Consider the following 24824-nt stretch of genomic DNA (forward strand, 5'->3'; position numbering starts at 1 on the left):
TCAGAATGAAAGGAGAAGCTTGGCAGCATTGCGACCGGACCTTATCGCGCCCTCGATCGTGGCGGGCAACCCGGTATCGGTCCAGTCGCCCGCGAGAGCCAGGTTGGCGGCCAGCGCGGTCTGTGCCGCCGGCCGCCGCGCCTCCTGCTCCGCGGTGGCGGCGAAGGTGGCGCGGCGTTCCTTTACCACCCGAAACGGCGGCATTTCGGTCTTGCCGTCGGCGGGCAGGTCTAGGGCATCCCGTACATTCGGCCATACCAGGGCGGCGAGCACGCCGGCCGGATCATCGACCATACTGTTCGCCGCGCTGATCGTCACCGAGACGTGGTCATGCTTCGGGAACACCCACTCGGCGATGCCGGAGGTCAGACCGATGAAACCAGCCGACACCAGCGGTTCCGTCGGGTCGGCGGCGAAGCGATAATGAATGTTCAAGATAGCCTCGAACGCGTTTGGTGTGGTCAGCCCGGGCAGCAGGTCGGCGGCCACCCAGGCCGGAACCGCCAGTACGACGGCATCGGATGGCTTGAGTGCAATGACGCCGTCCGGTCCTCGCAGCGCCGTGATCCGACCGCCTTCAATCGTGATCGCCGCGATCCGGCTGTTGAAGCGCACCGTGGCCCCGCGTGCCGCCAGAGTGGTGATGGCGGGATCGACCAGCGCGTCCGACAGCCCCTGTTTCGGAAGCCAGGGAATGCAAGCGTCGCCCCCGCGCATCAGCGTCTCACGCATCACCTCGGCAAGCAGACGCGCCAGAGCAGCCTGTGAGCGGGTGTTGAGCGCCGCGATAGCGAGCGGTTCCACAAGACGCCGGAACAGCGATCCTGGCCGCATGGCATCGGCGACCACCGTGTCGTCCCTGATACCGGCGATCCGTGCCAGGCCAAGATAATCGGCCAGGCGGGTTTGCGGCACCCGGCGGCTTTCGACCAGTATCCACCAGGGAATGCGTCCGCGATTTGGCCGCACGCACCAGCGCTGCCCGGTTTTGAGATCAATGAAGGGAAACACCGCGCTGGCCGGGTGGCGGAAGCGGTCGGTGGCGCCAATTTCAGCGATATAGGCACGCGCCGAACGATTACCGGACAGCAGCAGGTGGTTGCCGTTGTCGATCCGCAGATCGAGTCCCTTGTCGAAATACGACCGGCACCTTCCACCCGCGGCCGGGCCTGCCTCATGCAGCGTCACCGCTCGGCCCGCGGTTGTCAGGGACAGTGCGGCCGCAAGCCCCGCCATACCGGCGCCTATGACGTGAGTCTGGCTCATGACCGCGGCGTTGTGCCCCTACAGTCAGCGATACGCAACAGACCGTGGAAAGCTGCCTGTCAAATGAGACAGAGCGCCTGAAGTTCGCGGCGCAGGGCGGCAGGCAGGACATCGGCACCGATGGCCGCGCCGATATCCGGCAGATCCGGCGGCGCGTCGTCTGGATCAAGATAACGCCATCCCTGAAACGGCCGGGTCGGGCGGCCAGCGAGCGGCACGATATCCGGATCGAGGATCAGAGCCGCGCACGGCGTGTGGTCGTCGCGTTGGTCCTCGACAATGTCGAGGATGCGCTGGCGAGCCAGCATGCTACGCGCGATCACCCAGTAGATCGAGCCGCCGTCCAGCACGTCTTCGCGGCGACGGGGGAAGGCGCGGGTACGGTGGCGCAACGGTGGGTTGATCCGGGCGCGATCGGCCTGCAAGGCGCGGATATGGTCGATGTCGCGCACGCCGACGGCGAGCTTGGTCAGATGCAGCATGGTTCGGCGACTCGGGCCTTCTGTGATTTCGGCATGGCAGTGTAGGCAGAAAGCAGCAACGGCATCACCCGGTTGCTAACGCCTGGCAGGTTGATTGATTGTTGCAGCGCAGCATATTCTGGCGGAGACATTTGAAAGGCCGGCGGCGGCATGAAATTGACCCGCAATCTTCGTGGTTTGCGCCGTGGCATTCGCCTGGTCAGCCGGATTGCCAAGGCGCAGATCGCTCCACCCGAGCAGCCGCGCCCGCCGTCCGGGCCAGGCCGGATGGTGACCTACAGCGGGTTTGGCGACAACCCCGGCCGGCTGAAGATGCTGACATATCTGCCGCCTGATGTCGCCGGGCGGCCATTGGTGGTGCTGCTGCATGGCTGTGGGCAGGATGCCGCCAGCTTCGCCGCGGATTCGGGCTGGATCGAGCTGGCCGACCGGCTGCACTTTCCGTTGATCCTGCCGGAGCAGATGGAGGCGAACAACGCCGGGCGCTGCTTCCAGTGGTTCCAAGCGTCCGATACCGCACGCGATGCGGGCGAGGCCGCCTCGATCGCCGGCATGACAGAGGCGGCGATCAGCTTGTTCGACAGCAATCCGAGGCGCGTCTTTATCCTCGGCCTGTCAGCCGGCGGAGCGATGGCGGTGGCGCTGCTGGCGGCCTATCCGGATTTGTTTGCCGCTGGCGCCTCGGTTGCCGGGCTGCCGGTCGGGACCGCACAGTCCGGCATGCAGGCGATCATGCGGATGGCCTCGGGCGGCCCGGCTCTGAGCGCGGATGTCTGGGCGGCCCGGGTCCGCTCAGCCGCGCCCGCCGGCTTCGCTGGACCTTGGCCGCGGCTGTCGATCTGTCAGGGCCAGGCGGACAATACGGTCGCACCGGACAATGCCAACCTGCTGGCGACGCAATGGTGCGCCCTGCATGGTGTGTCAGCGGCGATGATGACGAATGAAGTACGCGATGGCGTGAGGCACCAGACCTGGTCCGACCAGACCGGGCAGCAGGTGGAACTCTGGTGGCTGCCGCTGATGGCGCATGGCTACCCCGTTGGCACCCGCATCGTGCAGCCGGGGCGTTTCGTTCTGCAGGCGCCACTGGACGCCACTGCGGCCATCGCGCGATTCTTCGAACTCGACTGAGGCGCCGGGCTGGACGAACCGTCCGACTGCGTGCCTACTGATGCTCCAGGGGAAGGAGCGCCAGCATGAGCGCCGCATTAGAAGAAGCCGAGATCGGCCCGCTTGAGGAACAGTATCGCCGCTCGGCCGCATTCCGCGCCGCGTCGGACCAGACGCGGGTGACGCCCACGCATTGGCATATCGCCGTGGCGAACGGGTTGGGCTGGGGCTTCGATGGCATGGATGGGGTCATTTTCGCGTTGGCCTCGCCGCTGATCATCAAGGAGTTTCGGCTGAGCGTTCCGGAGTACCGGTCCGGGCTGCAACTCGCACTGCTGGTCGGGATTGCCGGGATGTACGCCTGGCCCTGGCTGGCCGATCGCTACGGCCGGCGCGGCCTGCTGGCGATCAACATCGCGCTGTTTTCCCTGATGATGCCGCTGCTGGCGATCTGCCAGACCTGGGCCTGGTTCGTCGCCATCCGCTGCGTGGTGAACTTCTCCCTGAACGGGGAATGGTCGCTCGGCTCGATGCTGGTCGCCGAAACCTGGCCGGCGCGGCTGCGTGGCCGGGTGATCGGCATCAACCGAGGGACCTGGTGCTTTGGCGCCGCCCTGGCGGGCGTTATCGCCACCTGGATCATTGCCGACTTTGGCTGGCGCCTGGCCTTCGCGGTGCCGGCGGTGGTGGCCGCTGTCGCGGTGTATGTGCGGGCAAAATGTCCGGAGTCGCCGTACTGGGTGCGGTTGCAGGACCGCAAGCGCCGTATCGCGCAAAGACAGTCACGTGGGCAAATCCTGTCAGCCGAGGACAGCGCCTGGGTGGCAAAGGCCCAGCGCATCCCGCTGCGGCAGTTGTTCCTGCCCGACATGCGCCGCAACACCGCGGTGGCCACATTCATCGCCTGCTGCTCCACCACCATCTACGGCACGGTTGGCGGCTGGATGCCGCTGTACCTGGCGCAGGAGCGGCACTGGTCGACGTCCACATATGGGCAGTTCTACATCTGGTGGGGCCTTGTCGGGTTCCTCGGGCTGCTGGCCTCCGGCTGGATTTCCGATCGGTTCGGCCGCCGCCCGGCATTCTTCGTGATGCTGGCGGAAGGAGCGGTGTTCATCACCCTGTGGGTGTTCGCGACAACCAATCTGGAGCTTTGGATCTTTGGCCTGTTGTGGAGCATCGGCTTTCTGGGCTTCTGGGGACCCAGCATGATCCTGACGGCGGAGATCTATCCGACGCGCATCCGCGGCGCCGGCAACGGGTTTTCCTGGTCGATCGCCTGGCTGTTCGGCTTCGTGCTTTGGCCGTTTTTGGCTGTCGGACTGCAGCAGCGGACAGGGTCCTTCGCCGCCGCGTTCCTGCTGATCCCCGCGGCGATGGCATGCATGGCGCTGGGCGTTTGGTGGTTCACGCCGGAACATGCCGGGCGGGACCTGGATCAGATCGCGCTTTAAAGGAGAAAGAGATGGCAAAGGGAATTCTGCTGGTCGGCTTTGACTTCGCCAATGCGCATGCGGATGAGTTTCATGATTGGTACGACCTGGAACATGTCCCCGAACGCCAGCGCGTGCCAGGCTTCGGGTTGTGCGAGCGCTGGATCAGCGTCGCCAATCCTCAACAGGCGGTCGCGAGCTATGACCTGGAGAACCCAGCAGTGCTGGACAGCCAAGCCTATCGCGCCATCGCGTTCGAGAACCTGTCGGTCTGGTCGAAGCGGGTTACCGCGATGTGCACACGGCTGATCCGCTTCGATGGCGAGCAGACCCTGCCTGGCGACGCGGACAGTCCGTCCGGCGCGGGTGGACTGCTGGTGAACGCGATGAACGTGGCGCGCGAACATGACGCCGAGTTCAACGAGTGGTACGACCATGAGCATATTCCCGCGCTGGCCGCGGTTCCGGGCGTGCTGTCCGCCCGGCGATTTATCGATACGAAAGGAACGCACCGGTATCTCGCGTTGTATCACCTGACATCGCCCGAGGTGACGATGGGCCAGGCCTGGAAGGAGGCGGCCTCGACCCAATGGACAGAACGGTTGCGGCCGCATTTCCGCGACCATCTCCGGATCCTGACGCGTCGCTACAAGCGAGGCGCGTGAAACATGTTACCGAGATTTGTGGACAAATAACGGCTGCACGTCAGCTATGGCCGCCCGGCCGGCGGCCCCAGCAGACGAAGTGGGGATTGTCCCAGCCAGCCTTGCCATACCTCAGCCTGCCGCCGTCCAGTGTTTCCACCGACCCGCCGGCGGCTTCCAGCACCGCCTGGGGTGCGCAGGTGTCCCATTCCATGGTGCGGCCGAACCGCGGATACAGATCGGCCTGACCCTCCGCCACGCGGCAGAACTTCAGGCTGGAGCCGAAATTGACCACGCCGGCGACAGTCCGGCCGGCGAGGTAGGCGTCGAGACGCGGCTGATCCCCGTGATGACGGCTGGCGACAACCGTCAACCCCTCCGGCGGCGGCGGGCGAGCTGCGATGGGCGTGCGCCGTCCGTCGTTCTGGCGCCAGGCGCCGACACCGGCGATGCCGCTGAACACCTCATGCGAGGCGGGAGCGCCGACAACCCCCAGAACAGGCTTGCCGCCGCGGACCAGGCCGATGTTGACCGCGAAGTCGGTGCCGCCGCCGGTGAATTCCCGCGTTCCGTCCAGCGGGTCGACGAGCCAGAACTCCGCCGTGGCAGGGGTGACGACGCCGGCGGCGACCGCCTCCTCGGCGATCACGACACAGCCTGGCAGTGCCTGCCGCAGGCCGGCGAGGATCAGTGCCTCCGCCGCGTGATCGGCCTCGGTCACCAGCGAATGGTCCGCCTTGCGCTGAACCTGAAAGCCACGCGCGCGGATCGCCAGGATTTCGGCCCCTGCCCGCTCCGCCAGGTCGACGGCCAAGGACAACAGCGTGATATCGCTGCTCACGCCGGCAGCGGCGCGGGTTGCGGACGCCTTGACTCGCCCTTCTGCCGCGGCGAGGCGGCCGGTTCGGCGATCAAGACCGGATCGCCGGTCATCAAGCTGCCCTGCTCCAATGGCTTGATCAGGTTGGCATCGGGTTCCGCCTTGGACGAGGTCGGCGCGCCGGTGGCCTTGATCAAAGGTAGGGACGGCTTCAACAGCATGGTGGCTGCCTCATGGACCAGATTGGGCTCCAGAAGGCGCAGGCAGGCAAGCGATCGAGGGCAATCCTCGGCATTGGCCAGGTAGCACGGACTGCAGGTCATGTTCCGCCGCAGCGCCACGGCACGCGGCCCCAATGGACCCCATTCGACCGGATCGACAACGCCGGAGTGCACCCCGATCGTCGGTATGCCGACGGCCGCCGCGATATGCTTGGGGCCGCTGTCGTTGCCGATGTAAAGGGCGCAGTTCAGCAACAGGCGCGGCAGGTCGCTGAGTGATGTCTTGCCTGCCATCGATCCGACGGACGCGGGATGCAGCACGGTTTGCAACAGCGTGTCGGCGACTTCGACCTCATCGGGACCTCCGATCAGCAGGACATTGACATCGTTGCGTTCAATCAGCAGGTCGATCAGCGCCGAGAAGTGCTCCGTCGGCCATTGCTTGGTGATGTTGCCGGCGCCCGGATGAATCGCGACTACGGGTTTGCCGAACAACGCCTGGACCGGTTCCGGCAAATCCGAAAGCGGCATCGGTGCCGGCGTCGGCTGCATCAGCAGCCGATCCGCCTCCGCGGCATGGCCGATCGCGTTCACCAGCGCCAGCAGGTCGTCGATGACGTGGCTGCGCTTGCGCTGCAGGGTGCGGTCGCCATCCCAATCGAGCGCGATGTCGAGGAACGGGAATTGTCCAAGATAGTCGAAGCCGGCCAGGAACCGCGCGCCTGTGTGCTTTAGCACGTCCCGCGTCGACGGGTGCTTGCGCAGATCGACAGCCAAGTCGAAATGACAAGGGCGAAGTTGTTCCCCGAGTGCGGTGAAAGCTTGCTTTTCCAAACGCTGTTCGCCGAGCTGAGAACGGGCGTGGAAGAACGCGAAGGGGATGAACGTGTCGATGCATGGCTCGATCGACGCGAAAGCGCGGGACGCGGGTCCGGCGAGCACGGTGATGGTGGCTTGCGGAAAGATCTGCCTCAGCCGCCGGATCGGCGGCAGCGCGGTGACGAAGTCGCCGATATGATCGAGCTTGACGACCAGGATGCGCTTGATCTCGTCCGCGCGGAACAGGGGTGCGCCAGGGGTTACCCACTGCACTGGCTCATCATCCGGCCGGTAGTCGTCGGCATGACGTGACAGGCGCGGATTGAAATAAGGATCGCCTGCGGCGAACAGCGTCTTCCAGGACATCTCGAAGTGCGGCAGGTCGAAGACATCCTTCAACCGCGCCCGGCTGGCAAGCTCGTGGTGGATCAGGGTGGTGTAAGGCGTGAACACGGTCAGCAGGCCGGCACGATGCACCCGCAGGCAAAAGTCGAGATCATTGTTGGTGATCTCGTGCGCCTCATCGAATCGGCCGAGGCTTTCGAACGTCTCCCGCCGCACCAGCAGGCAGGCGCCCGTCACGGCGATGACGTTGCGCTGGGTCAAGGCGAGGCCGAAATAACCCGGATCGTCGGCCGCGCAGAAACGAAACGCGTGGCGGCCAATCCCATTGTTGGCGAGAAACATCCCGGCGTGCTGGACCTTGCCGTCGGGATAGAGAAGCCTGGGGCCGGTGATGCCTACCTCCGGCCGCTGCGCATGCTCCATCATCGCATCGAGCCAGTCGTCCTGCACGATCTCGATGTCGTCGTTGAGGAACAGGAGGTAGTCGCCATCCGCGACCTCGGCGGCGCGATTGTTGAAAATCGACCAGTTGAACGCGTCCGGGATGTCGACGACCTTGTCGGCGCTCTGTTGCACCCAGACCTTCCAGGCGAGCAGGCTGTCTGGAATATTGTCGATGACAACGATTTCATAGTCGGAATAAGCCGTCCTGGCCCGCAGGCTCTTGATGCAGGTTTCGATGTAGCCGTGCGCGGCGCAGGTTGGGATGATGATGGAAACCTTGCGCTTGAACGGCACCGCCCGTTTGACGCGCCATGTGCCGGAGATCGTCGAGGGCAGCACGTCCGCGGTTACCCTGGCGGCGTTCAGCGTGCGTCGCAACGCCGCCTGTTCCTGGTCCGGATCATCCAGCGCGATGGATGTGCGCTGGCATAGCAGCTTTGGAATGTGATGGACCCGCGCGGCCAATCCCGCGCATCGCAGAACAAGGTCGTACTCGCCTTCGGCCAGCAGGCTGGCGGGCGTCACGCCGATCTTTGCCAGCAAGGAGAACGTGACGACCCAGGGTCGGCCGACATAATTCGTCGAGAGCAGAAGATCAGGCGAAAAATCTGGCTTGAAGAACGGCTCTCGTTCATGCGTCACCGGACTCGGCCGCACTTCGTCGGCGTACAACATGTCCGCATCGCGGTTCATCCCACCAGCAACGGCGAATTCCAGCAGTGCATCAGCGCCGATTTCGTCACCCGGCAGCAGCAGTGCATAGAGTCGGCTGTCGCCGCCATCGTCCAGCCGTGTGGCCGCCAGAGGCGCATTCCAGCGTTCGGTATCGGACGGCGTCAGGATGGTGAACCGATCCGCCAGATGCGGCATCGCGTGATCGATGGCGATCCGCGTCGTGGTCGCCGTATCATCATGCTCCGTCAGAACCAGCACCGACCAATCCGGAAAGGCCTGCAACCGCAGCGAATCCAGGGTGGCATTGAGCGGGCCGATATCGATCGATGGGCCTTGCCGCAGGATGAAACAATAGGCGGGGTGGTAGTTCAGGTCCGTCAGCAGGGACGACATCAGGTCCGCCTCCGCGCGCGGAACACGCCGGCGGATGCCCGCGAAGTCCTGCTGGTCATCGGACTTCCTGACCGTGATCTGGAACGTGCGCCGCATCTCCTGACCACTGTTCGACCTGATGATCAGACGGACCGTGTGCTCGCCGTCACGCAGGCTGCGCGGTGGGCAGTGGAACGCGTAACCGCTGCGCAGCGCGTTTGGCCAATCCGGAAATGCCGCGCCGACATCCTGACGTGCAAGCCCATAATGTACATCGCCCAGCCGCTGGTCATCGAGGAAGACCTCAAAGCTGGCAATGCCGGAACGGCTCAGTAGCCATCCATCGATCGTCAGACGACCGGTGATCGGCTCAACCACGGCGCCGCTGGCGATACAGGGGGCATCGAGCTCGAAGCGGAATTCGGCGGCTTGCTCCGGCGTCGGTTCCGATCTGCCCGCGATCGGCCGCGGGTCTGTCGTTGGGGAAAGCGGTTCCTGGCTGACTGGTGTCGCGATCACCACAAGGTTTGCGTCCGCGACGTCGTGCCGTGCGTTGCGAACGATCACGCGGACAATATGTTCGCCATGAAATCTTTCATCAAGGCGGCTCTCGAACCGGAAGCCTGACAGGGCCGCCATCGGGATATTGTCATGGAGAGACCCGACATCCGGTCGTTCATGCCCGAAGACGGCGAGGCCAACGTCCCGTTCATCCAGCAGAACCCGCACCTGAGCGATCCCGGCGGCGCAAACCGCCCAGCCGTCGACAAAGAGCGTGCCGTCGCTCTTGAGCTGAGCGGTGTCGCAAAACATCCTGATTTCAGTCGACGGCTCATGCCGAAGCGGGACAGACAGCGCCGGCACCGGATCGGCCATCGCCGACAACGGCACCATCAGGCCGAGGCCCAGCAAGGGGGTCGCGTCGAGCCGGAAGTCAGCCTTGATCTGGTAGGCTGGCGTCTGGTTCACCAGCAAGAAGTCCAGTGGCGCGGCGCCCGGAAGCGGCTCCGCGACAAGGCGGCCGGTGGCCGGCGCTGGTGTGGCTTGCCGTTTTACATGCTCAACCGGAATGGCTTCATCCAGTGCGAAGCCGTTTGCGCAAAGCAACTGCGCGCGGAGTGTTCGGGCATGAAGGGCAGCCTCATGCACGTAAGTGGTCAGTGCAAAGCCGGACAGCCGAGCATTGGGATAAGACGCGTACGCCCTGCCGACATCATCACGTTCGCCGCCGAGGCTTGCCGTGCCGACGGGCTGCTCATCAGCAAAGATTTGCAAGGCCAGGATGGGCCCGCGTGCGACCGCCCATCCGTCCACGGCAAGATTGCCGTCGGCGTCAATGCTCGCGCGCTCGATATACATCATTGCGTATGGCCGGATGCCGCCGAGGTCCGCGGCGGATCGTGTCGGTCCAGAAATTACCGAGACCGAGGTTTCAGCCGCTGGATCGAGATCAATGGTAAAGCTCTCGGCGCATTCAAAACCGCCTTCGGCGCGGGCGATGATTTGAAACGTAACTTGTTCGGGTTGCTCATTGGTCAGACGCGGGAGGTTGAACTGGAACGGCCGCTGCCGAGCCTGCGTGCCGTCCGGCAGCGTATTGACGGCGGCCCGTTCCGGCTGGCCGTAAGAAGCCTTGCTTCGCGTCTGGTCGCCGACCTGCATCCTGACTTCATGAATGGCGGCCGGGGACAGAGCGCAGCCGCGCACTGTCACATCGACACGGTCGCGAGCGAAGCCGGCGGACATGACCGGGTCGATCTCGATCAGGACGACCGGATCCTGAGCATCGGCCTTGACTTCGGGATGCGGGGAGACCACCGGGTGCGCCACGCCTTCCGATAGGGCTTGAGTGTTAGCCTGGCACAAACCACTCCGGCGCATCTCGTCGGAAGATTGGTCAAGCCGCGCGTCGATAGCGCCGGCCGGAGCCGAACCGCCGGCCTTTCGGGAGGATCTTGGCGGCAGGATCGGGTCCGTCGTCTTTGTCGATGGCGGGCTTTTGCGCTTCATGCGGACCGATATCCTGTCGATGGCCTGCGGCCCGTCTGGCACGCCGGGTTTGGTTCGGCCGCGACCAGACCGTCAGGCGGGCCGACGCGGAGCAATGCGAATGTCACATACCGAAGGGAAGACGCCCTTCACGGTAGCCATCCTGATCAAAATGGGCCTGTGCCGTGTCGACAGCGCCCTCGCGGATACTTTCAGCAACATCGGGATGCTGCGCCAGGTACCAGCGCTCGTCCACCATGATTGGGAATGGCAAACGGCCTTCGAAGTAACCATCATCGACAAAATGCTGCTTTGCTGAACCCACGTCGCCCTTTCGAATGGCGGAGGCGATATCCTCATAGGTCCTGAGATACCACGCTTCATTGATCTCGATGCCGCCGATCATCGTCCGCAATATCTTGACGAAATCCTCGTAGGCAAGATTGACCCGCAGTTCTCCGCGGACGGTCGAAATTTCGATCGAGCGACGGATCATTTCAAATGGCGGCAGATATTTCACGGTGGCTCCTGGACTAAGACGCGTGAAACGGGGCGGCAGTCGATCGCGCCCCGCCCTTTGATACCGATTTCGCCTGCCGAATGGAACAACCGATTCATTTTTTTGCAGGTGCAGCATTGGAACCGGCCTGCTATGAAATCGGCGTCGCCGTCTGACCTGATGAACCGGGCCGCGAAAGCCGAGCATGACAAACCGGGAGTGCCCGTGACACAGACCCTAGTCGCTGCCAGCCAGGCAGGCGCGCCAACCGACCAGGCAGGCGCGCCGACCGACATTGAACTGGCGGCCATCGTGCGGAATTTTCACAGCGCGCGTATTCTGGTCATCGGCGACATCATCCTGGACCGCTATGTTACAGGGTCCGTGCAGCGGCTATCGCCGGAAGCGCCGATCCCGGTGCTGCGGCCGGCGGCTGACCGCCGCACCTTGGGGGGTGCCGCGAATGTCGCGGTCAACATTGCCAGTCTGGGTGGGCAAGCGATCCTGATCGGCGTGATCGGAACTGATGAGGCGGCCGCCGAGGTCGAGCGGCTGCTTGCCGCCACCCCTGGCATCACATCAGCGCTGATCCGGATACCGAACCGGCCGACCACGGCGAAGACCCGCTTCATGAGCGGCTCTCATCAACTTCTGCGGCTTGATGAGGAAACCACCGCGCCGTTGGACGCCGCCAGCATGGCGGCGGTGCTGGACGCTGTCGAACGGAGCCTGCCGGCAGTGGATGTCATCGTGCTGTCGGATTACGCCAAGGGCGTTTTATGCGATGACGTGCTGGACGCCGCGCTTGCACGGCTTGGCCGCGCCGGCAAGGTGGTGATCGCCGATCCGAAGCGTGCGGACTTTGGCGCCTATCGCGGCGCGACCATCCTGACGCCGAACGAGCACGAGGTGCGCATCGCCACGCGGATTGAAGCCGACCACGACACCGAGGCCGATCGCGCTGGACGGGTGGCACTCGACGCCACCGGAGCCGAGGCGGTGCTGGTAACCCGCTCCGCCAAGGGCCTGACCCTGGTGCGCCGGGATGCGGAGACCCTGCATCTGCCGACCCGCGCGCGAGAGGTCGCCGATGTTTCGGGTGCCGGCGATACCCTGGTGGCCGCGCTGTCGGTGGCGCTGGGGACAGGCGCGGCGTTGCCGGAAGCCGCGATGCTCGCCAATGCCACGGCCGGAATTTCGGTCGGCAAGCAGGGAACCGCCGCCGTTACACGGCAGGAGTTGCTGCACGTGCTGCATCTGGACGAACTGGTCGCCACGGACCGCAAGGTTTGCAGCCTGGAGGAAGCACGGGAACAGGTCGCCGAGTGGCATCGACGCGGGCTGAAAGTAGGGTTCGCCAATGGCTGCTTCGACCTGATCCATCCCGGCCACGTCCGACTGCTGAGCGAGGCGCGATCCGCCTGCGACCGCCTGATCGTTGCATTGAACACTGATGCTTCGGTAAAGCGCCTGAAGGGGCCGACGCGGCCGCTGCAGAACGAGATGGCGCGGGCCACGGTGATGGCCTCGATGTCGCCGGTCGATATGGTGATGCTGTTCGATGAGGATACGCCGCTGGAGATAATCCGGATGCTGCGGCCGGACGTGCTGGTAAAGGGGTCGGATTATACCGTGGATCAGGTGGTCGGCGGCGATCTGGTGGCAAGCTGGGGCGGCAAGGTCGTTCTGGTCACGCTGCGGGAGGGCTACAGCACCACCGGCACGATCCGCCGGATGACGGCTCCGGCGGCTTAAGGTAGAGACAGGCCAGGGCTCCGCCCTGGACCCGCAAAGGGGCGGATGCCCCTTTGATCCCATTAATGGGATCAAAGGGCGTCAGCCCTTGGCGGGAGTTGGCGAGCAGAGCCCTTACGCCCCATTTCCCAGGCGGCCGAGTTCGATCTTTGGGCAGCGGTCCATGATCACGTCGAGACCGGCGGCCTCACCCTTTACCGCCGCTTCGTCGTTGCGGACGCCGAGCTGCATCCAGATCACACGGGCGCCGATGGCGATGGCGTCATCGACGACTGGTCCGACAGTTTCGGAGGCCCGGAAGACATCGACCATGTCGATCTTGTCCGGAATGTCGTGCAAACTAGGATAAACGAGTTCCCCCAGCAGAACCTTGCCGGCGGTGCCTGGGTTGACCGGAATGACCCGATACCCCCTCCCCTGCAGGTACTCCATCACGTGGTAGCTGGGCCGACTCGCGTTGGTCGAGGCGCCGACCATGGCAATGGTGCGCACGGTAGACAGGATCCCGCGCAGCTTGGTGTCGGAGTAGGAGAGTGGATCAACAGCGGTCATGGGTTGTAGCCCTCTGCATGCGCAGTGTAGCTATAGCCGCGGCCGGCGCGTTGGCAACTGGCCGGAGAGCGGCGATCCGGTGACACAAGGATGTGGCTGAACGCTGCTGGCGGTCGGCGGTGCGATCGTTCAACATGTTAGATGCGCCACCTCGCCGCTGGCGATGCCGGGTCCGTGCCGATCCTCCGTATGGCCGCTGGACCCTACTGGATTGGCACAGGGAAGACGTAAGCGTGGTCCGGCGAGGCCGTCGGTATCCGCTGATGCGTTTCAACGTTGCCCCGATCTTGGCGAGGTGGCAGTCTGATCCTGGCTACACCGGTCGTTCTCGCGCGGGAAGGCCGACTGTCCCGACGTCCGCCTGTACGCGGGAAGGCGAGGTCGAGACAGTCGTTCGCGAACACTGGGAAACAGGAGGCTATCATGAAGATGTTGAGTGAGAGCGAGGCCGGCCGCTATCGCGACGAGGGCTACGTTTTTCCGCTCCAGGCGTTTTCGGCCGAAACAGCGGCATCCTATCGCGCGGCTGTCGAGCGAACCTGCGCCGACGCGGCACCGCGACCGGCCACTTTAACCGGTACGCCGTCGTATCGTGTGAAACCTTACCTGCTGTTTCCGTGGGCCGCCAGCCTGGTGCGAACCGCGTCCATACTGGACGCCGTGGAGGACCTGATCGGGCCAGACATCCTGGTCTACCACACCACCCTGTGGTGGAAGACGAAGGGCTCCCCCAACCGTGTGCCGTGGCATCAGGACGGCACCTATTTTGGCCTTGCGCCGCATGAGCATGTCACCGCATGGGTGGCGCTGAGCACCAGCAACCCACGCACCGGCTGTGTCCGCATTCTGCCACGCTCCCATCGCACCGGACAGATGGCACATGGCGACCATCGCGATTCAACACTCATGCTGTCGCGCGGCCAGACCGTACAGGCGGAAATTGATGCGGCGCGGGCCGTGCCGGTGGTGCTGCGTCCGGGTGAATTCTCACTGCACCACACCCTGGCGGTACATGCCTCGGATCCGAACACGGGTGATGACGATCGCATCGGGATTGGCATCAGCTACATTCCCACGCGGGTGCGTCATGTCGGACCGACGCGGCTGTCGGCGACACTGGTGCGTGGGCGGGATGGCTATAGACACTTTGATCCGGAGCCTAGTCCCGCGGCCGACCTGGATGCCGCCGCCGTCGCCGTACACCAGGATAGTAACGCCCGCTTCTGGCAGGCGAGCCGATTGATCCCGGAGATGGCCAGAGCCCACTGAACCCGCGGCCCTCCCGCAAGCGGGGGCGCGACCTGCCCTGATCAAGGGCGGCCAGCTTCACTCGCTTTTCCGCCATGACCATCCGTTGTCCGCCTAGCCGGCAGGCCGTCAAGGTTCGGCAGCATCGTTGTCGAGCAAACGGCGGTCGTTACGAATATAAAAAGAACACGACATGCGCGTGATTGCACGTTTATGCCGATAGACTATAGAGATTTTATGTTTCAATTCTGTATTGGATAAACAGGCTTCATAAACTGGGCAAGACCGTGTGGGGCGCTATTACTCACCAGTCGATAACTTAGGCGACAAGTCTTGACAAGGTCTCCGAGCCACGGTTCAAGGTGGCATGAAGCGAGATGGACGAACCTTTGATCACGGGACGCTGGAGACCATTCGGTTGATGGCGGTCGAACGGGTGCGAGATGGCGAAGCACCGTCGGCGGTTATCGCTTCCTATGGGTTCAACCGCACCAGCGTTTACAGATGGCTTAAAGCGGCGGCCAAACCTGGCAGGGGCCTGCGCGCACTGCGTGCACGACGAGCCGCCGGACGTCCCCGCAGCCTGACGCCGCGCCAGGAACGGCAGGTGTTCCGCTGGGTCAACGGCAAGGATCCACGGCAATATGGACTAGACTTTGGCCTATGGACGCGCTCGACGGTGGCGGATCTGATCGGGCGGAAGTTTGGCATCCAGCTTGGCCTAAGCGCAGTGGGCGAATTACTGGCCAAGCTCGGCTTGACCCCGCAGAAGCCGCTGCAGCGCGCTTATCAACGTGATCCGGAGGCGATCGAGCGGTGGCAGCGCGAGACCTATCCGGCGATTGCACGCCAGGCGAAGGCGGCCGGCGGGGAGGTGTTCTTCTGGGACGAGTCGGGGTTCCGTGCCGACGCCGTGCATGGACGAACCTGGGGTGCCCGCGGCCAAACACCGGTGGTGCAGCGGCCCGGTCAGCGGCAGTCGGTCAGTGCGGCTTCGGCGGTGAATGCCAAGGGCGGGTTCTGGCATTGCACGTACGAGGGTGGGCTTACGGCGGAGTTGTTTGTCAGTCTACTGCGCAAGATGATGCGGTATCGCGCAAAGCCGGTGCATCTGGTGGTGGATGGGCTGCCGGCGCACAAGACGAAGCTGGTGAAGGACTACGTCCAGTCAACCCAAGAGCGGCTGACACTGCATGTCTTGCCAGGCTATGCGCCGGAGCTGAATCCCGACGAGGCGGTCTGGAGCCATATGAAGCGCACCGGGGTGGCCCGAACACCACTGCGCAAAGGCGAACGGCTGCGCGACAAGATCGAGGAACAATTGGACGCTATCAAGGCTTCACCCAAACTGATCCGCTCATTCTTCCACGCACCAAGTGTCGCCTATATTACCGACTGGTGAGTAAAAGAAAAGCCAGTGTGCAGCTTGGGTTGGCTTGAATGTCATGGAGCACCGCCAGTGAGTCAACGCCGGTTCATAACAGACACTAACTGGCGGGAGCACGATCATTGCTAACGCGCGCGGCGACTCAGGGCGATCGCTTGAGTGGTTGAGGGATTCCCGTGCGGGCTAGAATCGGATTCATCGGAAGCCTCTCATCAGGAGGTCTCTATGTCCATGCCAAGCCAGCCCTGCTTCTTGTCCCACTTCGCGGCCCTCCGGGACCCGCGCCAAGCGACGAAGGTGCTATATCCTCTACCGGAAATCCTGTTGCTGATGCTCTGCGGGACCATCGCCGGTGCGGACGACTTTGTCGAAATCAGCCTGTGGGGCAGCGAACGCCAGGGCTTCCTCCGCCGTTTTCTGCCGTTCAAGCACGGCATCCCGAGCCACGACACATTGTGCGACGTGATCGCGGCGATTGATCCTGAGCTGTTCAAGACATGTTTCCTGACCTGGGTAGACGGGTTGCGGACTGACACGCCCGAGATTATCGCGATCGATGGCAAGACCTCGCGTCGCAGCCATGCCCGCGGCAAAGGGCGTCTGCCGCTGCATACGGTGTCCGCCTGGGCGACGCGTCAGCGATTGGTCCTTGGACAAGAGGCGGTGTCGGCGAAATCCAATGAGATCACCGCCATTCCTGTGCTGCTGCGTCGTCTGGAACTGGCCGGCGCGTTGGTGACCATCGATGCCATGGGCACGCAGAAGGAGATTGCCCAGACGATCATCGAGGGTGGTGGCGATTACGTGCTGGCCTTGAAGGAGAACTGGCCAGCGACCTACGCCGAAGTGGAAACCGTCTTTGCCGATCCACCACCAACGCTGACGCTGCAAAGCTTCGAGACCGTCGATGGCGACCATGGCCGGATCGAAACCCGCCGCCATACGATCTGCCACGACATCAACTGGCTGTTCGCCGAGCGGCGTCATCCGGGCGAATTTGCATTCCCTGGCCTGACCGCCATCGGCATGATCGAAAGCGAAACCGAGCGGGGCGGCGTTATCCAGACAGAAACCCGATACTACCTGTGCTCAACCAAACTCAGTGCCGAGACCCTCGCCAGGGTCGTGCGGAGCCACTGGGGCATTGAGAACCGGCTGCACTGGGTGCTGGATGTGGTATTCCACGACGATTTGGCGCGCCTGCGCACCGCTCATGGCCCTGCCAACATGGCGGTCGTGAAACATACTGCCATGAATTTACTGAACCAGGCGAAACCCGTCACCAGCTTTAAGAACCGCCGTAAAAAGGCCGGCTGGAATCAGGATTATCTGGAAAACGTCATCCGGCGCATCGCATGAGACACTCAAGCGATTCCCCTGCGCGGCGACTATCGGACGATTTACTTCACACCCCTTTTGTGCTCAACACCCCGTTGATGCTGCGTGACATGGAATGAGAACTTTCACGCGACTTTCGGTCGTAGTTAGGTAGTTGTGCTTCTTTCAAGAATGAATGCTTGTTAGTTGACTAGGTTGATACCAATATATGGCGTGTTCCACGATCGGATTGCGCCGAAGACAGCCCCGTTACCATTAACATACTGGCCATGCATGGCTTGAAATCCACGGCGAAACGACATGTTGCGACGGGTGCTCAATTGCGCTTCAGTACGCCATACCAGCGGTTTGAAGGGCCGACTGGTATGCGCACAGGGTCAGCGGGCAACCGCATCTGGACGATTAAAATACCAATCGCCGTTGACCCGGCTAGGGATCAATGGCGGTTGGCACGAAACAGCCGGCACAGTTGGCTCGCGGTTTGCTCAGCCTGGACACAGGCGCCAGACAGTCACGCCTCAAAGGTTAACGCTTAGATCAAGCCAATCGTCTCGCAACGAAAACCGCAGTGCAAACACCACAGACTGATAAGACCTTAAATACAGGAGTATTGTCTTCGCTTACCGCCAATTCCTGCGCCTGATAAGTCAACTCGACTAAAGCGCAAACACCTCCGCAGATGATTAGGCGACCATACAAACTGGAGCACGCGATTCAAACGCTTCGGCGAAGCGGCTACATACCTCTTCCGCATCCGTCTCATCAACTTCATCAACACGTAGATATAGCTGCTCGGTGAGGCGCTCATACAGTCCTTCGCCATTCCGCGTAAAGAAACGCGTGCCAGCGACGGGTGCCCACACATCCTTCATAGTCTTCCCTCCTGATCCGACGCCGTCGCCTCTGTTGTCTCGACCTCACAGCACTTTACGTCGAGGCGTTCAGCACATCCGCGTCATGTGGAGCCGCACGCTCGTTTTGTCAACAACCAGGTGATTAAGAATCGAACAGATCTGCCATACCTTGAATGCAGCATGCACCTATATGAAGACAACGTTTTGCCGGTCGGCCATACAAAGAACGAGCCAGACAATAGCGACCGGAAATAAAGATTTCGTGATAAGCGGCGGCAAAAAGCCGATCCCTTCCTGCTCCAAACCAAACTGGCGCGTTACATGAACATCAGATCATGATCGTCCGGGGCTGCATCACCGTCGGTGTTGCTTCATTATCTAATGCTTTATTCGACCGCCTGATCCACACCTTCTGACTGGTTAGGCTCAAGCATTCACGCTAAGGTATTCACCTCCAACGCAACGATGGCTAACTACAAACGCTCACCTTGTTGACTGTATCGGCAAGTCCTGATGGTGCAGCCCGTGGTAAATCCACCAAATGCGATGTTCGCATTTTGTCGTCGACCAAGCTGCTCGGTCGCCCATGCGCGCCGCGAGGCTTTACCTCCAGCTATGTCCTTACCGGCCATTCACGCCGTTGCCGGATGGTGGAGAATTGGGACCAGTCGCGGACGGAACAGTACCCTGGTAGCTTGGCGTTGCGGCGCCGTTACCGCCTAGGCCGCCTGCGGTTCCACCGCCGCTTGGGATTGCGCCGGTTCCAGTCAGCGAACCGAGCGAGCCAGAGCCCGCGGTGCCGCCGGTCCCACCTAGGCTCGTGCCTGGTCCGCCGCTGCCGCCGGTTGCCAAGCCGCCGGCGCCGGCAGCGCCGGATATCCCGCTGGACGATGCACCACCAAATCCGGCTGCGCCGCCGCCGGGGGCACCGCCGCTGGGGGCACCGCCGCCGCCCGCGGCCAACGCGGCCGCCATGGGAACAACCATAAGGACCACCGCCAAAGCGACAGCCTGTATTCCATCAACCATGAATTATCCTTCCGATTTGCCGCAGCCCAAGTTGGGCAATGACAAGGATGTAACGCTTGCACCCGAGCGGACGGTTGACCGCCGCCACGCTGACCTCACGCTAATTCGTCTGCGGCCAGCGGACGTCGAGTGGCGTGATAGTCGGTTGGATTGGCGGCGTTACGCTGTCGTCCGGCTGTCCTTATTCTCGTGCATACCTGTAGTCGGCACAAGCAAGGGCGGGAGCGCCTGCACCTGTCCTGGACAGGCCGACGAAGCGACAGCCCTGTCCGGCTTCAGCCAAACGTCGCGAAAACCTCCTCCAGCGCCTTGATCTGGTTTCCCGCGGCGGAGGACGGCACGATGATCAGATCGCGCACGCCCGCGTCGCGCCAAGCCTCGACGCCTTCACGCACCATCGCCGCCGGACCGAACAGCGTGTTGTCCGCCAGCCATTTGTCGGAAAAATACTTCGGCACATCGGCCTGCCGGCCCTCGGCGATGGCGGTCTCGATGGCGTCCATTTCGGCCTGATAGCCGGCTTCCTTCCAGTAGTTCCGGTAGTTGGGAAGCAGTCCGTAGCTGGTCAGGGTGCGGCGGTTGACCGCCTTGGCCGCCTCGATATCATCGCTGATGCAGGTGGGGACCATGTTGCCGATGAAGAAGCCGGGATCGGCGCGCTTGTCCGCCGGCAGCGCCGCCAGCGACACGGCCATGTGCGAGCGGGAGGCATTGGCGAACACCACGCCCTCGGCGATTTCCCCGGCCAGCGCCACCATCTTGCGGCGCAGCGCGGCAATGGTGATTGGCGGCAGGGTGCCCAACCCCTCCTGCGCGCGAAACCGTTCAACGAAGCCGCGGATGTCACCCAGCGGCTTGCCGGGCGTGACACCCATGCGGACATGGGATGGCCCGTGCGCCACACCGATCCCCAGCCTGAACCGCCCGCCGGAGACCTCGTGCATCACCGCGGCACTTTGCGCGAAATCGCTGATGGTGCGTTGATAAATCGGTGCGATGGCGGTGCCGAAGGGGATAGAACCCGTGTTCCAGGCCAGCGCCTCGCAGAACGACATGTTGCCGAACATGCTGGGCGTGTAGAGGCCGGCGAAGCCACGCCGTTCGATCTCCTGGGCAATTTCGATCGTGCGCCGGCGACGCCCCGGGACGGCGACAAGGCTGAGCGCGGGCAGGATCTGCGGCATGGCATGTTCCCGATGAATGTTGGCCTCAGCCTATCGTGCGATCAGGGTCGACGCCAACCGGCAGAATCCGATGTAACGGAACCGCCGAGGCGGTGTCCTTCTCGATTGCAGTTGGACATGCGCCTCGAGTGGCGCCCGTGGATGGTGGACCGGTTGCAGGTCGACCGGATCCCTTCACATAATCACGTCGAAGCCTGGAGCATGATTTGGCGAATGGACTGCCACTCCACCCACTGACGATTGGACCCCGCATTGGCGCCGATGCGACCGCGCGGCATGTCGGGCGTTAAAGCGCCTATGATTGCTACAAGGGCGCTGATCTGCGAAGCATGTTGCACCCGCGGACTTTCTCGGCGTTCAACCTTTCGGATGACATTTTGCCGACACGGCATGGTTGCTTGTTCAACATCCGCAGTCCAACCGAAGTGAGATTCCAGAACCTGAAATTCGACACAATGATCAATTTTATCACCCGATGACCGTCGAGGTTCATGAACGGATCGCGACTACAACTGGTTCAATGGGATCTGACTGATGCGATGTCGCCTCGATTGTGCGATTGGCGTGATGGCCAAGGCACCACAAGCCGGCAAGTCGAAGACAAGGCTTTGTCCGCCGTTGCAGCCGCACCAAGCCGCCGCGCTGAGCGCCGCCTTTCTGCGCGACATCACTGAAAACATTGTCTTGGCGGCAAGGCTGCAGCCGATCAGCGGGTACATCGCCTATGCGCCCGCCGGCGAGGAGGCGCTGTTCGAAGGCCATCTGGCGACAGCGACAGGCTTGCTGCTGGCGGATGGCTCGCCACCCATGCCGCCGGCCGTCGAAGGCTTTGGCCGATGCCTGCTGCATGCCATCCAGACCATGCTGGCGCTCGGCCATCCATCCGCCGTGGTGCTTAACTCCGACAGCCCCACATTGCCGACAGCGTTGTTGGCGCGCGCCGCCGCGGTGCTGGCTCAGGATGGCGATCAGGTGGTGCTGGGACCGGCGGATGACGGCGGCTACTACCTGCTGGGCATGAAGCAGGCTCACGCGCACTTGTTCGCCGACATTGCCTGGAGCACCGGCAGTGTCGCCGCGACCACGCGCACCCGGGCGGCACAGCTTGGGCTGGAGGTGGTGGAACTGCCTGCCTGGTACGACGTGGACGATCAGACCGCGCTGCAACGGCTGCTGGAGGCGGCGGCGTCGCCTGTAATCGGCGACGGGCTGCTGCCGTACGCCGCGCCGGTCACGGCGGCGGCGTTGTTATCAATAGGCTTGCATGCATGGGGCCTGGATCTGGCAGCGGAATGACCCGCTTCTGGATGCTGGGCGGTTTGCTGCTGGGTTTAACCCTGGGCGCGATGTCGCTGCACGTTCCAGGCACCCGCGAGCTGTCGATCCGAGACAACATGTGGTTCGTCATCATCGCCGGGATCAGTCTGGCGGTTTATCTGCTGGCGGTCTGGCTGGTGCTCCACCGGCCCGCACCGCGGCACACCGTATGGGTCGTGCTGCTGGTCGCTGCCGCCCTGCGGTTGCCGCTGATCCCGGTCTTGCCCTTCCTGTCGTCGGATGTGAACCGCTACGTCTGGGATGGCATGGTGCAGGTGGACGGGATCAATCCCTATCGTTACATTCCAGCCGATCCGGCGCTGGTTCCATTGCGCGATCAGGCGGTTTATCCGCATGTCAACCGCGCCGAGTATGCACCGACCATTTATCCGCCGGCTGCGCAGGCCATCTTCGCCGCGACCGCCCTGCTGTGGCCCAGCGTAACGGGCGTCAAGATCGTGATGGTTGGTTTCGAGGTGCTGGCGGTGGTCTGCCTGCTGCGACTGCTGGCGGCGGCGCGGCTGCCGGCCGAACGTGTGCTGATCTATGTCTGGAACCCGCTGCCGGTGTGGGCCTTCGCCAGCGACGGCCATATCGACGCCGCGACAGTCGGCTTCGTTTCTCTCGCATTGCTGCTGCGGACGCGGCGTCGGGACGGCTTCGCCGGCATCGTGATGGGCGCTGCGATCGCCACAAAGTTCTTGCCCGCCGTGGTGGCGCCGGCGCTGTGGCGGCGCGGCGCAAGATGGCGGCTGGCGATCTGCTGCGCGCTTACGGTGGCCGTCCTGTTCGCGTTGTACAGCAGCGTGGGCTGGCGGATGTTCGGCTTCCTGCGCGGCTATGGCGCGGAAGAGGGGATGACCGACGGCAGCGGCATCTGGCTGCTGGCCGGGTTGGCGCGGGCGGTCCCCTTGCCGGCGATCGCGGTGCCGCTGTATTGGACGGCGGTGCTTGGTCTGTTGGCTGGGCTTGCCGGCTGGTTGGCCTTCATTCGGCGTCCGGATGACCCGGTCGCGCTCTGCGGTGCGGCCGCGATCTTAATGGCGGTGGTCACCTTCGCCATCAGCCCGCACTATCCGTGGTACTTCGCCTGGCTGGCGGTGCCGGCGGTGCTGGCGCCGTATCGTGCCTTGGTGTGGCTGGCGGCCTCACCGATCCTGTTCTACCTCGACACGTTTGGCGACCGTTTCATCTGGCCATCGGTTGTCTTTGTTCCCACCCTGCTGTTGGCTCTGGCCGATCTACGGCCGAGCTGCGTTGCTGCACCGATCAAGGGAAATACCTGATGTCAACAACCATGCTGCACGACCCTCGCCGCTATTTCGAAGCCGTGACGGCGGAGCGGCACGATGTCGCCGAACAGCCACCGGTCTGCCTGTACCTGGAGGTGACCAACCGCTGCAACCTGCTGTGCGAGACCTGTCCCCGTACTTTTGAGGACCTGGAGCCGCCGGCCGACATGAGCTGGGAGCTGTTCACGCGGATCGTCGATCAGGTGCCGAACGTCGCGCGTGTCGTGCTGCATGGTGTCGGTGAGCCGATGCTGGTCAAGGCGCTGCCGCGGATGATCCGCTACCTGAAGGATCGCGGCACCTATGTGCTGTTCAACACCAATGGCACGTTGCTGCAGCCGAAGAAGTTCCAGGAATTGATCGATACCGGGCTGGACGAGTTGCGCGTGTCGCTGGATGCGGCCGACCGCAAGAGCTATGCCGCCATCCGCGGCAAGGATTTCTTCAATCGCATCGTGCGCGATGTCGGCAAGTTCACCGCCTACCAGCAGCAGATGGAACTGACCGCGCCGCGGGTCTCGCTCTGGCTGACCGGCCTGAAGGAAACCGTCGACCAGTTGCCGGATTTTGTCCGGTTGGCGGCGTCGATGGGTATCAGGGAAGTGCATCTGCAGCGGCTGGTGTTCGATGCGACCGGCTTCGGCAAGGCGCGGTCGGAACATTCGTTGTTCGAGCAGACCCGAGCGGATGAACAGGCGGCGATCGAGGCGGCAACCGCAATTGGCGCCACGTTGGGCGTGACGCTGGATGCCTCGGGCGCGACCGAGCCGGGATTGAGCCTGAAGCGGGCGGCGGATGACAAGCCGTGGGCGACCTGCCGTCGGCCCTGGTCGCTGATGTACTTTACCGCGCATGGACGGGCGCTGCCGTGCTGCATCGCGCCGTTCTCCGCTCGGGGCTATGAGAACTATACATTGGGCGACGCCACACAGCAGACATTGCGGGACATCTGGAACAGTCCGGTCTATCGCGGCTTCCGCACCTCGCTGCTGGGTGAAACACCACCGCTGCCGTGCCAGAACTGCGGGCTGCGATGGAGCCTGTAGCCGTCGTCATACCGACGTTCAACGAAGTCGATGCGATCGGCCGGGTGATCCGCGAACTGCCGACGGTGCGGGACATCATCGTCGCCGATGGCGGCAGCACCGACGGAACGCAGGCGGCGGCACGGGCGGCCGGTGCACGGGTCATCGATGCCGGACGCGGCTATGGACGGGCGTGCCGTCTGGGCGCGGCGGCGGCCGATCCGGCCTGCCATGTCATCGTGTTTCTGGACGGCGACGGGGCCGATCGCGGCGACCTGCTGGGCATGATCGCCAGGCCCGTGCTGGCGGGAACCCACGATCTGGTGCTGGCGTCACGCACGCGCGGCCGCCGGGAGTCTGGATCGATGCAGTGGCACCAGGTGCTGGCCGGACAGATGGCCGGCGTTGGCATGGGTGCGTTGTATGGCGTGCGCTACAGCGACATGTGCGCCTTTCGAGCGATCAATCGCGATACACTGCAACGTCTTAACTTGCAAGAAATGACATACGGCTGGAACATCGAGATGCAGATGAAAGCCGCCCGCGCTCGGCTGCGCATCCTGGAGCTGCCGATGCCATACCGCTGTCGCGTCGGCGGCCAATCGAAGGTCGCAGGTTCCTTGAGCGGCACCTTGCGGGCAGGCGGCAAGATCATTTCGACGTTTGTCCGAGTCGCCAGCCAGCCGCGGGGCTGAGATGGCCACAGGGCTGCGATAGGCACCGG

General features: G+C 63.4%; 21 protein-coding genes. 12 read left to right on the forward strand and 9 right to left on the reverse strand.

Annotated elements, in window-relative coordinates; all coding sequences use genetic code 11:
- Both hpnE and ACQY4S_RS10275 read right to left on the reverse strand, forming a co-directional pair.
- The gene (hpnE, locus tag ACQY4S_RS10270; RefSeq protein ID WP_428485104.1) at positions 1-1266 is read right to left on the reverse strand and encodes a hydroxysqualene dehydroxylase HpnE; all 1266 of its coding nucleotides are present in this window, start codon (positions 1264-1266) and stop codon (positions 1-3) included.
- A gap of 59 nt (positions 1267-1325) precedes the next feature.
- The gene (locus ACQY4S_RS10275) at positions 1326-1748 is read right to left on the reverse strand and encodes a DUF1489 family protein (protein WP_428485105.1); all 423 of its coding nucleotides are present in this window, start codon (positions 1746-1748) and stop codon (positions 1326-1328) included.
- Positions 1749-1898: 150 nt separating this feature from the next.
- Here ACQY4S_RS10275 and ACQY4S_RS10280 point away from each other — a divergent pair, with 150 nt between their 5' ends.
- The 3 genes from ACQY4S_RS10280 (at position 1899) to ACQY4S_RS10290 (ending at position 4956) form a co-directional block, all read left to right on the forward strand.
- Positions 1899-2879 (forward strand): extracellular catalytic domain type 1 short-chain-length polyhydroxyalkanoate depolymerase, encoded by a 981-nt coding sequence (locus tag ACQY4S_RS10280; RefSeq protein ID WP_428485106.1) that lies wholly within the window; start codon positions 1899-1901, stop codon positions 2877-2879.
- Positions 2880-2944: 65 nt separating this feature from the next.
- The gene (locus tag ACQY4S_RS10285) at positions 2945-4312 is read left to right on the forward strand and encodes an MFS transporter (RefSeq protein WP_428485107.1); all 1368 of its coding nucleotides are present in this window, start codon (positions 2945-2947) and stop codon (positions 4310-4312) included.
- A gap of 11 nt (positions 4313-4323) precedes the next feature.
- A complete protein-coding gene (locus ACQY4S_RS10290; protein WP_428485108.1) occupies positions 4324-4956 on the forward strand; it encodes a hypothetical protein in 633 nt (210 codons plus the stop codon).
- A 40-nt stretch (positions 4957-4996) separates the two neighbouring features.
- Here the strand turns inward: ACQY4S_RS10290 and cysQ are convergent, their stop codons facing one another.
- Positions 4997-5776, reverse strand: coding sequence for a 3'(2'),5'-bisphosphate nucleotidase CysQ (gene cysQ / locus ACQY4S_RS10295; RefSeq protein ID WP_428485109.1), 780 nt, complete (start codon positions 5774-5776; stop codon positions 4997-4999).
- Complete coding sequence (locus tag ACQY4S_RS10300; protein WP_428485110.1) at positions 5773-9270, reverse strand: glycosyltransferase family 9 protein; 3498 nt, start codon at positions 9268-9270, stop codon at positions 5773-5775. Before ACQY4S_RS10300 ends, cysQ begins: the two co-directional genes overlap by 4 nt.
- A 12-nt stretch (positions 9271-9282) precedes the next feature.
- On the opposite strand from ACQY4S_RS10300, the gene ACQY4S_RS10305 reads away from it, so the two are divergent.
- Positions 9283-10473, forward strand: a complete 1191-nt coding sequence (locus ACQY4S_RS10305) for a hypothetical protein (RefSeq protein ID WP_428485111.1) — start codon at positions 9283-9285, stop codon at positions 10471-10473.
- 271 nt (positions 10474-10744) lie between these two features.
- Here the strand turns inward: ACQY4S_RS10305 and ACQY4S_RS10310 are convergent, their stop codons facing one another.
- Positions 10745-11140: a hypothetical protein gene (locus ACQY4S_RS10310; RefSeq protein WP_428485112.1), complete on the reverse strand. Its 396-nt coding sequence runs from the start codon at positions 11138-11140 to the stop codon at positions 10745-10747.
- A gap of 288 nt (positions 11141-11428) precedes the next feature.
- Between ACQY4S_RS10310 and rfaE1 the strand changes: the two genes are divergently transcribed.
- Positions 11429-12874 carry a D-glycero-beta-D-manno-heptose-7-phosphate kinase gene (gene rfaE1, locus ACQY4S_RS10315; protein ID WP_428486255.1) on the forward strand — a complete coding sequence of 482 codons (1446 nt, stop codon included), beginning with the start codon at positions 11429-11431 and terminating at the stop codon, positions 12872-12874.
- A gap of 114 nt (positions 12875-12988) precedes the next feature.
- On the opposite strand, the gene ACQY4S_RS10320 is transcribed toward rfaE1, so the two are convergent.
- Entirely contained in the window at positions 12989-13426 is a 438-nt protein-coding gene (locus ACQY4S_RS10320) for a CoA-binding protein (protein WP_428485113.1), read from the reverse strand.
- A gap of 423 nt (positions 13427-13849) precedes the next feature.
- Here ACQY4S_RS10320 and ACQY4S_RS10325 point away from each other — a divergent pair, with 423 nt between their 5' ends.
- The 3 genes from ACQY4S_RS10325 (at position 13850) to ACQY4S_RS10335 (ending at position 17420) form a co-directional block, all read left to right on the forward strand.
- A complete protein-coding gene (locus ACQY4S_RS10325) occupies positions 13850-14695 on the forward strand; it encodes a phytanoyl-CoA dioxygenase family protein (RefSeq protein WP_428485114.1) in 846 nt (281 codons plus the stop codon).
- Between the two features lie 346 nt (positions 14696-15041).
- Complete coding sequence (locus ACQY4S_RS10330; RefSeq protein ID WP_428485115.1) at positions 15042-16076, forward strand: IS630 family transposase; 1035 nt, start codon at positions 15042-15044, stop codon at positions 16074-16076.
- 210 nt (positions 16077-16286) lie between these two features.
- Positions 16287-17420: an ISAs1 family transposase gene (locus ACQY4S_RS10335; RefSeq protein ID WP_428483659.1), complete on the forward strand. Its 1134-nt coding sequence runs from the start codon at positions 16287-16289 to the stop codon at positions 17418-17420.
- 662 nt (positions 17421-18082) lie between these two features.
- On the opposite strand, the gene ACQY4S_RS10340 is transcribed toward ACQY4S_RS10335, so the two are convergent.
- The 3 genes from ACQY4S_RS10340 to ACQY4S_RS10350 form a co-directional block, all read right to left on the reverse strand.
- Complete coding sequence (locus ACQY4S_RS10340; protein WP_428485116.1) at positions 18083-18271, reverse strand: hypothetical protein; 189 nt, start codon at positions 18269-18271, stop codon at positions 18083-18085.
- A 603-nt stretch (positions 18272-18874) separates the two neighbouring features.
- Entirely contained in the window at positions 18875-19282 is a 408-nt protein-coding gene (locus ACQY4S_RS10345; protein WP_428485117.1) for a hypothetical protein, read from the reverse strand.
- Between the two features lie 275 nt (positions 19283-19557).
- Entirely contained in the window at positions 19558-20466 is a 909-nt protein-coding gene (locus ACQY4S_RS10350) for an LLM class flavin-dependent oxidoreductase (protein WP_428485118.1), read from the reverse strand.
- A gap of 534 nt (positions 20467-21000) precedes the next feature.
- Between ACQY4S_RS10350 and ACQY4S_RS10355 the strand changes: the two genes are divergently transcribed.
- From ACQY4S_RS10355 to ACQY4S_RS10370, 4 genes are read left to right on the forward strand one after another with little or no spacing between them, the layout of a single operon-like run.
- Entirely contained in the window at positions 21001-21762 is a 762-nt protein-coding gene (locus ACQY4S_RS10355; protein ID WP_428485119.1) for a TIGR04282 family arsenosugar biosynthesis glycosyltransferase, read from the forward strand.
- The gene (locus ACQY4S_RS10360) at positions 21759-23069 is read left to right on the forward strand and encodes a glycosyltransferase 87 family protein (RefSeq protein ID WP_428485120.1); all 1311 of its coding nucleotides are present in this window, start codon (positions 21759-21761) and stop codon (positions 23067-23069) included. The genes ACQY4S_RS10355 and ACQY4S_RS10360 overlap by 4 nt, the downstream gene beginning before the upstream one ends.
- Positions 23069-24121 carry a radical SAM/SPASM domain-containing protein gene (locus ACQY4S_RS10365; RefSeq protein ID WP_428485121.1) on the forward strand — a complete coding sequence of 351 codons (1053 nt, stop codon included), beginning with the start codon at positions 23069-23071 and terminating at the stop codon, positions 24119-24121. Before ACQY4S_RS10360 ends, ACQY4S_RS10365 begins: the two co-directional genes overlap by 1 nt.
- On the forward strand, positions 24109-24795 hold the full coding sequence (locus ACQY4S_RS10370; RefSeq protein WP_428485122.1) for a glycosyltransferase family 2 protein: 687 nt from the start codon (positions 24109-24111) through the stop codon (positions 24793-24795). The genes ACQY4S_RS10365 and ACQY4S_RS10370 overlap by 13 nt, the downstream gene beginning before the upstream one ends.
- Positions 24796-24824 lie beyond the last annotated feature (29 nt).

Origin of the sequence: Rhodopila sp. (genome assembly GCF_965276935.1) — a bacterium.
GTDB lineage: Bacteria > Pseudomonadota > Alphaproteobacteria > Acetobacterales > Acetobacteraceae > Rhodopila.